This window comes from Pelagicoccus sp. SDUM812002 (assembly GCF_031127835.1).
Lineage (GTDB): Bacteria > Verrucomicrobiota > Verrucomicrobiia > Opitutales > Opitutaceae > Pelagicoccus.
Genome location: NZ_JARXHX010000001.1, coordinates 751330 through 765673, shown reverse-complemented (window position 1 = coordinate 765673; position 14344 = coordinate 751330). Strand labels below are relative to the sequence as shown.

Below are 14344 nucleotides of genomic sequence, written 5' to 3'. Positions count from 1 at the left end.
CGCCGCTTTGCCATTGGTGCCATGCGAATCTTTTACGTCACGACTAGCTTCCCTGTCTACTCCGAGACTTTCCTGCAGCGGGAAGTTCGGGCTATGATCAAAGCGGGCGTCGAGATGGAGATCCTCTCCCTTCACCGAGGCGAACCGGATTTCGAAGGTCATCCAGTTCAACGTTTTTCCAAGTGGCAGCTGTTGAAGCTGTTTTACCTTTTACCTCTCGCTTGTTGGAGAAAGGGAAGCGTCATGATGGAGTTTGTCCGGGAGATGAATGCACATCGCCCGGCATCGGCGCTCAACTTGTTCGAGAACTTGCTGGGTTTCGGAGCGGCGATCGTATTGGAAAAGCGTATACGCGATTTCGAACCCGATATCGTACACTGCGTTTGGGCCAGCGCTCCCGCAGCCTTTGGTATGATGGCCGAAGGGTTGGTGGGAACCCGCTTTTCAACAGGTGCGCATGCCTACGACATCTTTGAGCATGGAGGGGATTGGCTTATCGACATGAAGTGCGAGCGTGCCTGTCTCGTGCATGTTTCTACGGAGGTTGCGAAGCAGAGGGTGCAGTCGCTGTGCGACGCGAGGAAAGTGCAGCTCATTCGCAGAGGCCTGAACGAGTTGCCAGCGATTAGAGATCCTAGGGACAGTTGTGAGCGATTGAGAATCGTATGCGTGGCACGCCTAGTGGAAAAGAAAGGGTTTCCGTTTCAATTGGAAATCTATCGTCGCTTGAAAGCGACGGGCTTGGACTTTGAGGCGAAGATCATCGGAGATGGTCCGATGGAGGAGGAGATCCGATCCCGAATAGCTGAGTTCGGACTTGAGGAAGAGGTCCGATTGGAAGGATGGCTTTCGGAAGGTGAGGTGTTGCAGCGATTAGCTTGGGCGGACTTGCTTTTTCACACAGGTGTTGTAGCTGCCAGCGGCGATCGAGATGGCCTTCCAAACGTCGTGCCCGAGGCCATGGCGAGCGGAGCGGTGGTGATCGGGTCTCCAGTTTCCGGAGTGGTCGAGGCGATCGAGGACGGCGAAACTGGTTTTCTTTGCGCTCCTTGGGAACCGGAAGCGTGGGTGAAGCGTTGCGAGCAGTTGCAGACCGACGCTGCGTTGAGGATTAGGTTGTCGCAGTCCGCCCGAGCTTGGGTGGAGCGTGAATTCGTGGCCGATAGAAATACTGGGTACCTTCTTGAGTGCTTGGAAGTTGCCCGTGGGGGATGATTCGCAGTGCGTTTCGTAATTTATTGGGGAAGTAGCTCATTTTCGCCTAGGTCTGCTTAATCGAACGCCTTGAGGCCGAATGGCTGGGTATCGTGCGCAAACCAACCCTTCTCTTAGCCGTTTTCCTTATTTGCCTCGCGACGCTTTCTCTTGCCGATGACCTGAGCCCACTAAGCGATGAGTTTGAGAATGCAGCGAGTCTGAGCAACTGGAGCCGCGTCTTCCGAACGGAAGGTTGGGGTGCCGACCAAATGCAGTCGATCGACGTGAGCGAGTCGCGGAGCGGTTACTTGACGATGATACCGAAGACGAGCTCCTGGTATCGTGATTGGCGGGGTATCTTAATGTATAAACAGGTTTCTGGAGACTTCGTGGCGACCATCGATGTCGAGCCGCGGAATCGGGCGCTCGATGGCGCTCCCGGCTCTTCTTATTCGCTGGCGGGCATCATGGCACGGACTCCGCGCAGCTCGATCTCGCAGCCATCAGATTGGACGGCTAGTGGCGAGAACTACATCTTCCTCTCTTTGGGTACGGGCAATAATCCGGGGCATTACCAGTTCGAGGTTAAGTCCACGGTGAATAGCTCTTCCAGCTTAGAAATCGACGACGGTGCCCCACGGGCGATCATACAAGTGGTTCGCTTGGGGGAAGTCTTTCTAGTGCTGCGAAAGCTTGAGGATGGCGATTGGGAGGTGCACCGCCGGTATCGACGTAGTGACATGCCAAATACGCTGCAAGTTGGCGTAACCGTTTACACGGATTGGGGCCCGGTCGAACTGATGGATCCATTCGAACACAACCAAACCTCGATCGATGGGTACAACCCCGACCTTAATGCAGCTATCGATTATTTCCGATTTAAACGTCCCCGTGTACCTTCTGCATTGGCTGACCTAGACTTTACCGATCCGCTAGGGGTACCGGATAGCCAAATTATAGGACTTTTTGGTGACCGAGCTAATCGCGACCCCTCTGCTCTCGCAGTGGTCGACGTGGAAATTACAGGTAAGGACTACACTCCGGGATTGGGATTAGCAGTCGAATTCGAATCTGTCCCAGGCGTCTTCTACCGCATTGAGAAAAGTGAGGACCTAAAAGCGTGGACGTTTGTCGAAGATGCGGAAGCGGTCGCAGGTCGATTAAGCTTTCTTGTCCCTGATGAAGACGAATCTTCAGCTCTCTTTCTCAGAGTAGCTGAAGACTGATGGAAATATTTAGGGTAGGGGCTTGAGACTTTCTAAGGCTAGCTCATGTTGAAGGTACGCGGATCGACCTTTTGTTAATACCTATGTCTGGACGACTATTATTTGACGTAACTAAAGCGAGCAAGCAATCCCACTACTCAGGTGTCTTGCGTGTCTCTCATTGCCTGAAGACAGAGCTCAAAAATGCTTTGGGTGAGGACTTGGTCGAGGTCGTCTGGAGCGAACGGAAACAGACCTTCAAGGCTCCCTACTTAGGACGTGGTTTTTCGGTCGAGGCTGACGATGTTTTGCTGACCGCGGAATTGTTCAACGATTTCGAAAGGCCCGGGATCGAAGCGTTTCTGCGCTCCTCGACCTGCCGGGCGTATGCGATTTTCCATGACGCGATCCCATTGCGCCATCCCGAGTTTACCTGGCCGCATAGCGTTCAGCGTCATCCGAGTTACATGAAAATGCTCAGCCTCTTCGACGGAGTATTCGGAGTCTCTCAGCACAGCTCAATCGTTCTCGAGGAATATTGGGAGTGGCTCGGTTACGAGTATTCCCCATCGGTTAAGTCTATCCAGCTGGGCGCGGACGGACTTTTTAAAGAACCGTTGAAACCGGAAGGAAGTGGCGGGGATGGGTTCGACGTGCTGATGTTGGGAATCATCGAGAAGCGCAAAGGGCAAGACTTCGCTCTCGATGCTTGCAGCCGTCTTTGGGACGACGGATTGGAGTTCAACTTACACATTGTAGGCCGCGCAAATCCGTATTTCGGCAAGGACATCGAGCGTCGAATCAAGCGGATGATAAAGGCCGGACGCCCGATCACTCTCCACGGGCATTTGGAGGACGAAATGCTGAAGAGCCTGATTCCCGCAATGGATTTGCTGCTATTCGCATCCCGTTCGGAAGGCTGTGGACTGCCGGTGTTGGAGTCCTTGTGGAGTGGTCTCCCAGTGCTGAGCGCAAAGTTAATGCCAGTGCGGGAAACGTCTCGCTTCGGAGGTGTTGCATTCTTCAATCGCGAAGATTCTGAGGATTTGGCGGTGCAATTGCGGCGCTTGGTCGAAAACCGAAATTTGGTCGAGGACCTGAAAAACGGTATCCAGTCTTCCATGCTGCCGACCTGGGAGATGACGGCTAAGGAAGTCCTTGATACGATCAAACCTAGGATTCCTATAGCGGTGTGAGACGTCTCTCGAACGCGAAATCCCTCCGCCAATCGGTTAGCGGAGGTATCGATCAGTCGTTTTCTCTGACTTACTAGATTTTCTTGTTGATCGAAATAAAGGCGAAGCGGCCTTCCGAGGAGTAGAGAAATCCAGAATAACCAGTTGAGTTGTTGCCCCAAGACGATACGTAGGGAGGTGCCTCGTCCAACAGGTTGCGAATGCCAACCGTGATCTTGGTATCACCCAGCCAGGTTTCTTGGCCTTCCCAGAAGTTGTGGCTAGCGGTGATGTCCCATAGGATCGTGGCTTCGACTTGGTTGAAACCCGCCGGGTCGTTAGGATTGCCGGGATCCCAGTCGAAACTGAAGTCGCGGTAGCCGTCCGTGTAGTTGCCAACGAGGTTGACGGAGGTGCCAGCCTTGCTCCAAGTAGCTGCGAAAACGCCCTTCCACTGAAGGAAGGCGTCGTCTCCTGCTCCGGGCGAAGGGTCACCGGTGGTGTTGTCGAAGAGGACGTCTTCGGTCCAGCCGACGTATTCAAAAAATGGAGCGCTAGGGAACTGTTGAATTTCGTATGAATCCAAGTAGGAAGCATTGACTGAGAAGTCCCAGCGTCCGAAGTCCGTATCCACAAAATAGCTCGCTCCGATGTCGAAGCCAGTTGCGTCTTCGTTGCCGAGGTTGCGGAATATTCCGTCGACGAGCACGATCTGGTCGCTGGCATCAAGTTGGACACCCTCTCCCGCAAGCAGAGTTTCGTTTGCGAAGAAGCGATTGACGACGTCCTGATGGTCGACAGTCACGTTTCCATTTCGTTCGATGCTCCAGTAGTCGAGGTTAAAACTGGCGGCGCTGTTGTCCGTGGCGAGAAAGCTGGGTGTCCAAATCAACCCCAAGGATTGGTTCGTAGACTCTTCGGCTTTGAGGGTGGGGTTGCTGGCTATGGAAGCGTCCTGCTCCGGTTCGTTGACGCTGGTGAGTGGATTGGTCACGGGCGTTAGCGTGTAGGTAAGACCTTGGGCGTAGAGCTCATACATAGACGGTTGGCGATAGCCTTCGCCCCAAGAAGCCCGAATGGCGAAGCTGTCGTCGAACGGGAGGTATCTCAAAGATGCCTTTGGCACGAAGATGCTGTCTTCTTGAGTGACGAAGTCTTCGTAGCGTCCAGCCAGATTCGCAGTGAAGGAGTAGGCCCAAGAGGCATCATTCTCTGGTAGGACGATAGGCATGTTCATTTCGAAGTAGAGGGATCCGATTTCTCTTTCCGCGTCGGTGATGTTGGATGTCGACGAACCGATGACGTCGCCGGTGGAAGCTGCAGCGTCGGGCGACTGGCTGAGAGTTTCCCAACGGTACTCGTATCCTAGAGCGAAACCTACAGGGTTGTCGTTGATACGAAAAAGGTCGTTTTTGCTGATTACAACCTGAGTACCGTAGAGGGATGATTCGTTGGTGTCTTTCAGATCGACCTTGGCGTAGGGGGCGATCAAGGCGTTGTTTTCGATCTCATTTTGGTAGTAGCCGAACGGATTGTAAGGTATCGTAGTTCCGATGTATTCGTCACTGGTTTCGTCAAAGATGGGATCGGCGGCATTGCTGAGTCGATTGAACCTGGAGATAGATACCAAGGTGTTTCGGGTTGTATTTTTGATGCTGCTGTAGCTAAGCGATGCATCTAGGTTCCACCCTCCGAGAAACGAGTCGGTGCGTAGTCCGAGCGTCGCGTTGAGGGCGTCGTTCGTGTCCCGGTATATGCGATTACCAAACTCTGCCAGGCGCGCTCTTGTTCCGCCTGAGAAGTCTTGGTTGAAGGGATTGAAGGGGTTGAAGGCGCCAACTGCGGCTGAGCGACTTCCGGCGGCGACCTCATCAGGGGTCAGGATAGGGGCGTCGGTGCTGGCGGGAATGACCAGCGAGATGCCGCCGGGATTACCGAAGTTTCCGGTAGCGGAAGGGGCGAGCTCATTTACGGAGTAGGTGTTTTGATAGAAAAGGTCCCCGTAGAGAAAGAGACTTTCCGTTCCACGCATTTTCTTGTCCCATGAGAGGAACCCACCTTTGCGCTCGTATTCTGGATACGAGCCGGCGGTTTCGTTGAAGTTGTATGACGAGCTGCGACCGTCTGAATATTGATAGTCGGTCGCGGGAAGCGTGCCGTCGTTGCTATCTCGATTATCGAAGGTCGAGGTGAAGAAGAGGTCTTCTCGATCCTCGACAGCTACCCCGTCGTCCAGGCCTGGGATCGCGTCGCCCGGTCCGAGTCCGAGCGCTTGGAGAGCCGCCTCACGTGTGATTTGGAAATTGAGTGGGCTGGCATTGGAACTGAGGAAAGGGGGAACTTCCGAGTATTCGCGATCCCGGTTAAAAATGGCGTTTCGCTTGTAGTAGTTGGCTCCTACTGTGACGCTTCCGTCTTCGTCTGACATTCCACTAACGAGGTTGACCGTGAGGTCTCCTGCGTCAGCTGATGTGGTGTTGCCGTACTTAACAGTCAGCTCGGTGCCTCGGAAATCGCGTTTGGTCACGATGTTCACTACTCCGGCTACGGCGTCTGCGCCGTAGAGAGCCGACGCTCCGTCCTTGAGGACTTCGATGCGGTCGATCGCTGCGAGTGGAAAGGAGTTTAGGTCAACGAACGCGGTAGTTCCGTCCGTGCCGACCGGGAACGGGGCGACCCTTCGCCCGTTAATCAGGACCAGCGTCGCTTCTGGGCCGAGCCCGCGTAGCGAAACAGAGGAGGCGGATGGCGTAAACCCGGTGGCGTTGTTGGAGATTGGGACAGAACCTCCATTATTGACGGAGAGCGACTGTAAGGCTTCGGAGGTCGTCGAGAAACCTCTTGCGTCAAAGTCTGCGGCCATCACGACCGAAACGGGTGTGATATTCGAGCGGTCCGCCATTTCAGTCACTGACAGGTGGGAGCCGACGACTTTAAATGGTTCCAGCTCGAAGGGCTCTTCGGTTTCCTCCTGTGCTGCGGCGTTGGTGGCGAGCAGCCCTGAGGCAATAAATAGGACTGTGACTTTGGCCCGAAGGGTACGTCTTTGTAATGTAGCCAATTGCTTCATGTTAGTATCGGTTGGTAGTTGAGCTTAATAGGGTTGGTTTGCTCAATTCTGAGCTCCCTCCGGATAAGCAAAACTTACACTAGATTTAAACATGAGCTGGCCTCCTAGGTGTATTAGCTCAAATACGGGCGCAACTATTACGGTGGCTGATAGAGTCTGTAAGTTATGGTTTAGAGCTTTTTACACGCGTAGCGCAGTGCGGACTCTATTTGTTCAAAATCTTGCTCTGAGTGTCGAGCGGAGACAGCGGTACGGACAAGGTCCTTACCTGGAGGAACACCGGGAGCGGTCGAGATAACGGTAAAGATACCTTTTTCGCGAAGGTGCTTCCAAAAATAGTAGGCTCTTTCCCTGTCACCGAGGACTATGGGGACTGCTGGGGTTTCGCTATCCCAAATGTCGAGCTCGAGCTCTTTGAGGAGCGCCTTATATCGTTTGGTATTGGTCCACAGTTGCTCGTTCCACTCTGGCTCATCTTGCATGACCTTGAGAGCAGCTCGAGCGCAAGCAGCTTGCGCAGGACTAATGGCAGCGCTGAAAATGGATTGCTTACAGTGCGTGCGTAGAAACTCGATGGAGGTGGCGGCACCTGCGACAAAACCGCCGGTACTCGCAAGGGACTTGGAGAGACTGCCTGCGATGATGTCGACCTCGTCGGTCAGGCCGAAATAGTTGGCGGTGCCGCGACCTTGTTTTCCCAATACGCCAATGCCGTGTGCATCGTCGAGGGAGACGAAGCATTGGTATTCCTTGGCGACTTCCATCATTTCGGGGAGGGCGGCGATGTGCCCCTCCATGGAGTAGATACCTTCGATCGAGAGAAGCTTGGGCGCTTGAGGATCGAGTTGTTCAAGGATGGCGCGTAAGCGAGCGGGGTTGTTGTGGCTGAAGCGCTCGACATCCGCCATGGAAAGGCGGATACCGTCCCAAATGCTAGAGTGGAGGTTCTTATCGGCTAGGATAATATCTCCGCGCTGAGCAAAGCCGGTGATGGAAGCCATGCAAGCGAGGTATCCGGCGGCGAAAACGTGGCAGGACTCCTTTCCGAGAAAGGCGGCGATCTCTTCCTCTAGCTCTCGGTGGAAGCGGCGCCCTCCGTTTGCGGATCGGGCGCCCATGGTGCCGCTGCCCCATTTTTCGAGGGCGGCCTTGCCAGCTTCGATGACCTTGGGGTGAAGGGAGAGGCCGAGGTATTCGTTGCTGGCCAGCATGACCAAGTCTTGGCCCTCGATGGTGATGTGGGTGCCGCTTTGTTCCTCGGCTATTTCGTAGTAGAGATCGTACTTTTGACGAAGCGTGGTGAGCTTGTCGTCCTCGCACCGTTGAGCGATGGGAGTGAGGGCCTTGGAATTGAAGAATTTGCGAATCATCGAGCGGTGGAAGTGTCAGGGAGCTGTAAGGCTGAGCGGTGGAGCTTGCGCACTTGCTTGGCTTATTGAAGGCAAAAGCGATTCAGCTTCGTCCTGTCGCGAGGAGGACTAGCGCCTTGGCAGCGAGCCGTGGATTCATCCTCCACCAGTAGCGGGCGTAACGGCGGTAGTACTCTTTTGGCCACTCTTGCTGGCCGTATTTCGATGACTGCTTAGCCCATTTCTTGCGGAAGATCTGAGTGTTGTAGTCGTTATACTTATTTCGACCGGGGGAGACGCTTATGTGGTGGCGGACGATGCTTTCGAGGGCGACGTAGAGATGGTAGCCCTCGCCCTTCAGTTTCATACAAAGGTCCACATCTTCACATCCGTTGCGGTAAGTCTCGTCGAAGCCGCCAACTCCAAGGAATATCTCTTTTTCGATGGCCATACAAGCGGCGGTCACAGCGTTTCGCTGGATGAGCGTGCCGCTGGGCGGATTGCGACGGTTTTTGTGGGCGTGAGTGGGGAGACCGTCTAAGTCAAAGAAGATGCCCGCGTGATCGACGAGCCCGGTAGCGAAATTTCGCTGAACGTTCCCAACGGCTCCTGCTTTGGGGGCGTTCTTCAATGCGTCGAGCATGGGAGGGAGCCAGCTACCTGAAAACTCAAGGTCATTGTTTATGAATAGGAGAATTGGGTGCCGAGCAGCGGCGACGGCGATGTTGTTGGACGCTGCGAAGCCGCGATTTTCCGCATTTTCGATTACGGTGATTTCCGGTCGCTGGGCGAGCGTTTGGAGGAAATCAGGCGTGCCGTCGCTGGATGCGTCGTCAACGAGGACGAGTTGGTGGTTGGCTAGGTCGACAGTAGCGGCAAGGCTGCTCAACATGGCTCGCGTGTGAGGCAAGCAGTTGTGTAATGAAGAAATGAAGGTTACCGAAGGGACCGGCATCGTTTTGGGCCTCGAACTTAGGAGAGCATCTTTTGCTGTTGAGGCTTGTCGCGAGCGATAGCCCTACATGGCAGGGAGACGTAGGCGGCTGGTTTAGTTGAGGCGATTCTCGAGGTAGCTAGCCAGGCCGATTAGGAACTGGGTGTCGCCCGGTAGCGTAGAGCAGATGCGGATGGCTTCTCGGGTGCGTGCATGGGCCAACTCGCGCGACTTCCCTAGACCGTGGAGTTTAACATAGGTCGTCTTGTCGAGCTCAGCGTCTGAGCCGATGCTCTTGCCCATCGTTTCCTCGTCGCTGGTGGCGTCTAGGATGTCATCAATGATTTGGAAGGCGATTCCGACTTCGCGACCGTAAGCCCGCAAAGCGGCTATCTCCTCCGTGCTTCCGTTGCCGATGATGCCGCCCATGACGAGACAGCATTCGATGAGAGCAGACGTTTTATTGAGGTGGATGAAGTTGAGAGTATCCTCCGACAGTGGAGCTCCTTCGCCGAGAATGTCCTCCATTTGGCCGCCGATGAGGCGTTCACTGCCGGCAGTTTCGCTGAGTTCTGAGACCAGTTTGGAGCAAACTTCTGGAGCCTCTGCGTAGTGCCGGGTAAGCAGCTGGAAGGCGTAGGTGAGGAGGGCGTCGCCCGCGAGAACCGCGGTGGCTTCGTCGAACTCCTTATGGCTGGTGGGCTTGCCGCGTCTCAGATCGGCGTTGTCTATGGAGGGCAGGTCGTCGTGGATGAGCGAGTAGGTGTGAAGGCTTTCAACCGCGATTGCGGCGGGCATAGCGTTGAGCTCGCCCTGGAAAAGGCTGTTGGCTGCGAGCACGAGAACGGGACGTAGGCGCTTCCCTCCTGCGCGCATGCTGTAGCGCATGGCATCGTGGATTCGGTTAGGGCGTGTTCCCGCTGCCGGTAGGTATTGCTCTACAGCCAATTCAACTTCAGCTTGGTAGCTGCGTAATTTCTCTTTGAACTCCATCTTAAATGTGCGTATTACAGGCAGTTAAAGAACCAAAGCATCCGGAATGCCCACAATCGAGCAAGTATCTAAACGAGTCTTTTCAGACAATAATTGGCTTAAGAAGTGCGCCCTTGGCGGAGTCTTAAGCCTAATCCCGATTGTGAACATCATCGCGCTCGGTTACCTCTATCAGATCTTCCTGCAGGGTCGCAGCGAGAAGGGGATCTCCTTGCCGGAGTGGGATGACCTCAAGGGGCTCTTCCTTGACGGGCTGCGTTTTCTAGTGGTGGGAATCATTTTCGCTGGTTTGCCGATTGGTTTAGTTACCCTCTTGGCGGAAATAGCTTTCGACGGTATGGTGGCTAGCATCCCACTGATCCCGGTGCTCTTCATGGCAGGGCCACTCATGAGCTCGGCGCTTTACCTGTATTCGGTCAAGCAGGACATATCCGATTGCTTCAATACCGAAGCCTTGGGCATCATGCTGAAAAAGGCCGCAGTTAGCTATACGGTGCCGACCCTGGCCTATTTGGGGCTTTGCATGCTGGGGCTCGTGCTGCTCCCGTTTCCCTTTTTCTTCGGGGGAGTCTTCTATTTTTATTTGATGGGCTGCGCTTTCAAGGATCTCGAAAAGCGAGCTCGCGCCTAGAGTCATCTTCAGACCTTTCGTATGAAAACACTTAAGCCCAAGGAACCAAAGCTTTCCTCTCTTATCTTAACCTCGGCATCGGGAATTGTGCTAGGTGTGTTGTTAGGCGTCTCCATCTTGCTATCCAAGCCGGTGTCGATTGTTTCGGCTGTGCCGGACCAGGAGTTATTGTCTAAGCCTGGCAACTACAACACTTACTACCGTTCCGGTAGAGTCGATAGCGGGGAGTCGCCTAATCTGCGAAGCGGTGTGGGTCGAATCCAGCGCCGCACGGCCGGACCGGTTTCTTTCTCTGAGGGAGAGGTGAATCATTTTTTCAAGTCGCTTAACGTTGGAGAACCTGTAAACACTTCCGAGGACTCCTCCGCTAAGATTGGGCCTTTCAATGTCCGTATAGAAGGGGATCAGATCTACACATCTCTCAAGATCGTGCTAGACCCGAATGGAAATCCCTTCGAAATGATGGTGATGGCGAATGTAGGTTTCGAGAATTCAGATGAAGGCCCTCAATTAGTAGTGAACTCAGTTCGGATAAATTCTTTGCCTATTCCTGGCTTGGCAGGGATTGTTTCATCCATGATAGAGACTTCGATAGCAGAAACGGCATGGCCTGAAGAGGTGCTGGAAATGTGGCAAAATATTCGGGCGATCGAAGTGGAGTCCGGAAAACTGATCACTGAGGTCGGTTTGCGTCGCGCTTAAACTCTGAATACGCGGCGAATCTCGAAAACTATCAATAGGTTCGCTTTCACCTAATGGCGGCACTCGTTAAACGTATCGGCCTGGTTTCAGCGTTCACCATGATCTCTCGGGTGGTGGGTCTGCTGCGGGACATGACCACAAGCTATATGCTTGGCGCTTCGGTCTGGAATTCGGCGTTTATCACCGCCTTTACCTTGCCGAATCTATTCCGCAGGTTGTTAGGCGAAGGAGCGCTGACAGCGGCACTGATGCCGAACCTGAGCGAGGAACTGGAGGCGCGAGGGCGGGCTGCGGTTCACGATTTGGTAAACAAAACGCTGAGTTGGCTGATTGTCGTCTGTTTCGTAATTACCGTATTGGTGATTGGCTGCTTGGAATTTCTGCAGACGGTGGGCGTATCGGAGAAATGGATGCTGGCAGCGAGCCTTGGGCAAATCCTCTTTCCGTACGTACTCTTGATTTGTGTGGCAGCAATCTTGTCGGCAGCCTTGAACTTGTTCTCCAGATTTGGAATACCCGCCCTTACAGCGGTTTGGCTCAATACGAGCATGGTGGTTTCCCTCGGAATAGCAGGTTGGTATCTAGGTGGGGACATAGAGACGAAGACCTATTGGCTCTGCGGTGGGACGATGTTGGGTGGAGCACTGCAAATGGTGGTGCCGGGACTGGCCCTCTTGAAGGAAGGTTGGAAGCCTTGCTTCGATCTGGGAGTTTCGCCTCGCGTCAGGGAAGTGGCAATTCTGACGATTCCTGGTGTTTTTGGAGCGGCGGTGTTTCAGATTAATATCATGGTCAGTCGCGGATTGGCATTTTCGGTTAGCGACTCTGCGGCGGCCTTACTTTACTACGCGAACCGCCTTGTTGAACTTCCGGTGGGCGTTTTCGCAATCGCTATATCGACCGTTGTTTTCCCAAGCCTAACGGCTGCCGTAGCGAGTAAGCGGATGGGTGATTTTTCCAAGACTTACCGGCGCGGGATTTTGCTTTGCTTACTAATGTCGGTGCCATCCGCAGTTGGATTATGCGCCCTCGCACCTGAGATCATTCGGTTACTCTTCGAGCGGGGACTCTTTACTGGGCAGGAAACAAGCGCGACAATTCCGCTGGTTTGGGTTTTCGCCATAGGCATGCCATTCTATTCTTTCGTGTCGGTGGAAACGAGGGCTTTTTACTCGCTCAAGGATACCAAGACACCGGTCAAGGCCGCAGTGGTTGCGTTTGTAATCAATGTGATACTTAGCATCGTCTTGATGAGATATTACGGAGCGGTGGGCCTTGCCATCGCAACAAACGCAGCAGCTGTGGTTCAAACAGGAATGCTTCATTTTTCACTTTGTCGTAAGAATTTGGATACTAGCTTAAAAGAACTCGGCGGTGACGTTCTTCGAATCGCAGCGGCTTCAGTTTTGATGGGGCTCGTTGTGGTGGGCGTTTTGGGTTGGCTGTCGGCGCGTTGTGGCGAGGGTATTTTATGTTCAGCTTTACTTGTAATGGGTCCAATTACGGCTGGAATCGGCGTTTACTTTGGGGCACTGCATCTCCTAGGCGCGAAGTTAAAGCGTCTGCTGAACTAGACGATTGCGATTCTCCCTGTGTCTGCTCTATTGCTGCGGGATTATGGCACGGATCTCAAAGACACGTCAGCAAGCGACTGATCAACTCCTCGATACTCTGGGTTCGCGGAAAGTGAAACTCGAAGGCAACGCAAAGTACATGGCTTCTTTCGATAGCCTAAAGCTTGCGTTTGCATACGATGCATTGGTGCTGGCTCAATCAGAGAAGGACGTGGGCACTACGCTCAAGCTCGCTAATGAGTTTGGCGTGCCGGTCACGACCCGTGGTGCGGGCACATCTCTGACGGGGTCTGCTGCTCCAGCTAAAGGAGGTTGGGTGCTGGATGTTTCGAAGATGAACCGCATCAAGATTGAGAAAACGAAATCGATGGCGATAGTCGGCCCGGGTGCGGTGGTAGGTCAGATCCAGGCCGCGGCGGAAGAGCTCGGGCTGTTTTACCCACCGGACCCATCCTCGCTTAAGTACAGCACGATTGGCGGCAACATCGCTTGCAACGCCGGTGGCATGCGTTGCGCGAAATATGGCGTGACACGGGATTTTGTTCTGGCTTTGGAGGGATTTCTGCCAACGGGCGAAAAAGTGTCATGGGGCGGCGAATACAAGAAGTTTGCCACTGGCTATAACATTCGCGATCTATGGATCGGTAGCGAGGGTACGCTTGGGGTCGTTACAAAGGCGGTGCTACGATTGTTGCCGAAACCTGAAAAGAAGTGGACGATCCTGGTGGCCTTCGACTCTGATATTTTAGCCCTTGAAGCGGTGCAGAAGCTCTTGGGCGAGGGACAAAATCCGTCGATACTCGAGTTCTTGGACAGCAACTCCGTGTTTTGCGCGGAAGAGATCGCAGGTGTAAAACTCTTCAAAGGTCTCTCTCTGAAACCGCTTCTGCTCGTTGAGTTCGATGGAAATGCCTCCCAGCTGCGGACTGACAAAAAGAGAGCCATCGAGTGGGCAAACGAGAATGGATTGGCTTATCGCGAGGCAAAGACGGAAAAGGAAACCGAGGTGCTGTGGTCAGCTCGGCGAGCTTGCTCGCCGGCGATGTTTTCCATGGGCGATTCCAAGATCAACGAGGACATTGTAGTTCCGCTCGAGAGCCAGGCCAAGTTTGCCCGCTTCTTGAAGCAGATGCAAAAAAAGTGGAAGATTAATGCCCCGACTTTTGGGCACGCGGCGGACGGCAACTTCCACGTTAATATCATGTACACCCGCAGCGATAAAGAAGAGTGCGAGCGTGCGAAGGGAGCCGTGTCAGACTTGATGAGCAAGGTCTGTGAATTGGGGGGAACGATTTCTGGTGAGCATGGGATTGGCCTAGCGAAGACGCCGTTCATGACAGTAGCTCGGAACGAAGCCGAAATGGGTGCGATGAAAGCGATCAAGAATGCTTTGGATCCCAAGGGTATCTTGAATCCTGGAAAGATTTTTCAACCTTATGAAGTTTGGGATAAGACGCTCGAAAAAGTTAAGCTACCATGGGATAAGAAGCCGATCGCTAAGAGAGATTCTTAGT

11 protein-coding genes are annotated in these 14344 nt (G+C 53.8%); 7 read left to right on the top strand and 4 right to left on the bottom strand.

Annotated elements, in window-relative coordinates:
* The first annotated feature begins 21 nt into the window (after positions 1–21).
* From QEH53_RS03185 to QEH53_RS03175, 3 genes are all read left to right on the top strand, one after another.
* Entirely contained in the window at positions 22–1215 is a 1194-nt protein-coding gene (locus tag QEH53_RS03185; protein ID WP_309021679.1) for a glycosyltransferase, read from the top strand.
* A gap of 92 nt (positions 1216–1307) precedes the next feature.
* Positions 1308–2423, top strand: coding sequence for a hypothetical protein (locus tag QEH53_RS03180; protein ID WP_309021678.1), 1116 nt, complete (start codon positions 1308–1310; stop codon positions 2421–2423).
* Between the two features lie 83 nt (positions 2424–2506).
* On the top strand, positions 2507–3598 hold the full coding sequence (locus QEH53_RS03175) for a glycosyltransferase (protein ID WP_309021677.1): 1092 nt from the start codon (positions 2507–2509) through the stop codon (positions 3596–3598).
* Between the two features lie 73 nt (positions 3599–3671).
* Here the strand turns inward: QEH53_RS03175 and QEH53_RS03170 are convergent, their stop codons facing one another.
* From QEH53_RS03170 to QEH53_RS03155, 4 genes are all read right to left on the bottom strand, one after another.
* Entirely contained in the window at positions 3672–6647 is a 2976-nt protein-coding gene (locus QEH53_RS03170; RefSeq protein ID WP_309021676.1) for a TonB-dependent receptor, read from the bottom strand.
* Positions 6648–6817: 170 nt separating this feature from the next.
* On the bottom strand, positions 6818–8017 hold the full coding sequence (locus QEH53_RS03165) for an aminotransferase class I/II-fold pyridoxal phosphate-dependent enzyme (protein WP_309021675.1): 1200 nt from the start codon (positions 8015–8017) through the stop codon (positions 6818–6820).
* Positions 8018–8099: 82 nt separating this feature from the next.
* Positions 8100–8951 (bottom strand): glycosyltransferase family 2 protein, encoded by an 852-nt coding sequence (locus QEH53_RS03160; protein WP_309021674.1) that lies wholly within the window; start codon positions 8949–8951, stop codon positions 8100–8102.
* A 93-nt stretch (positions 8952–9044) separates the two neighbouring features.
* On the bottom strand, positions 9045–9923 hold the full coding sequence (locus QEH53_RS03155) for a farnesyl diphosphate synthase (RefSeq protein ID WP_309021673.1): 879 nt from the start codon (positions 9921–9923) through the stop codon (positions 9045–9047).
* 46 nt (positions 9924–9969) lie between these two features.
* Here QEH53_RS03155 and QEH53_RS03150 point away from each other — a divergent pair, with 46 nt between their 5' ends.
* The 4 genes from QEH53_RS03150 to QEH53_RS03135 are packed head-to-tail and all read left to right on the top strand — an operon-like array spanning position 9970 to position 14343.
* Positions 9970–10554, top strand: coding sequence for a DUF4013 domain-containing protein (locus QEH53_RS03150; RefSeq protein WP_309021672.1), 585 nt, complete (start codon positions 9970–9972; stop codon positions 10552–10554).
* Between the two features lie 21 nt (positions 10555–10575).
* On the top strand, positions 10576–11256 hold the full coding sequence (locus QEH53_RS03145) for a hypothetical protein (protein WP_309021671.1): 681 nt from the start codon (positions 10576–10578) through the stop codon (positions 11254–11256).
* 53 nt (positions 11257–11309) lie between these two features.
* Positions 11310–12830, top strand: a complete 1521-nt coding sequence (murJ, locus tag QEH53_RS03140) for a murein biosynthesis integral membrane protein MurJ (RefSeq protein WP_309021670.1) — start codon at positions 11310–11312, stop codon at positions 12828–12830.
* 43 nt (positions 12831–12873) lie between these two features.
* A complete protein-coding gene (locus QEH53_RS03135; protein ID WP_309021669.1) occupies positions 12874–14343 on the top strand; it encodes an FAD-linked oxidase C-terminal domain-containing protein in 1470 nt (489 codons plus the stop codon).
* Position 14344 lies beyond the last annotated feature (1 nt).

Excerpts from the sequence above, each read along its gene's own strand:
- QEH53_RS03135 (WP_309021669.1), top strand. The coding sequence starts at position 12,874 with ATGGCACGGATCTCAAAGACACGTCAGCAAGCGACTGATCAACTCCTC.
- QEH53_RS03145 (WP_309021671.1), top strand. The coding sequence starts at position 10,576 with ATGAAAACACTTAAGCCCAAGGAACCAAAGCTTTCCTCTCTTATCTTA.
- QEH53_RS03150 (WP_309021672.1), top strand. The coding sequence starts at position 9,970 with ATGCCCACAATCGAGCAAGTATCTAAACGAGTCTTTTCAGACAATAAT.
- murJ (WP_309021670.1), top strand. The coding sequence starts at position 11,310 with ATGGCGGCACTCGTTAAACGTATCGGCCTGGTTTCAGCGTTCACCATG.
- QEH53_RS03160 (WP_309021674.1), bottom strand. The coding sequence starts at position 8,951 with ATGCCGGTCCCTTCGGTAACCTTCATTTCTTCATTACACAACTGCTTG.
- QEH53_RS03165 (WP_309021675.1), bottom strand. The coding sequence starts at position 8,017 with ATGATTCGCAAATTCTTCAATTCCAAGGCCCTCACTCCCATCGCTCAA.
- QEH53_RS03185 (WP_309021679.1), top strand. The coding sequence starts at position 22 with ATGCGAATCTTTTACGTCACGACTAGCTTCCCTGTCTACTCCGAGACT.
- QEH53_RS03175 (WP_309021677.1), top strand. The coding sequence starts at position 2,507 with ATGTCTGGACGACTATTATTTGACGTAACTAAAGCGAGCAAGCAATCC.
- QEH53_RS03155 (WP_309021673.1), bottom strand. The coding sequence starts at position 9,923 with ATGGAGTTCAAAGAGAAATTACGCAGCTACCAAGCTGAAGTTGAATTG.
- QEH53_RS03170 (WP_309021676.1), bottom strand. The coding sequence starts at position 6,647 with ATGAAGCAATTGGCTACATTACAAAGACGTACCCTTCGGGCCAAAGTC.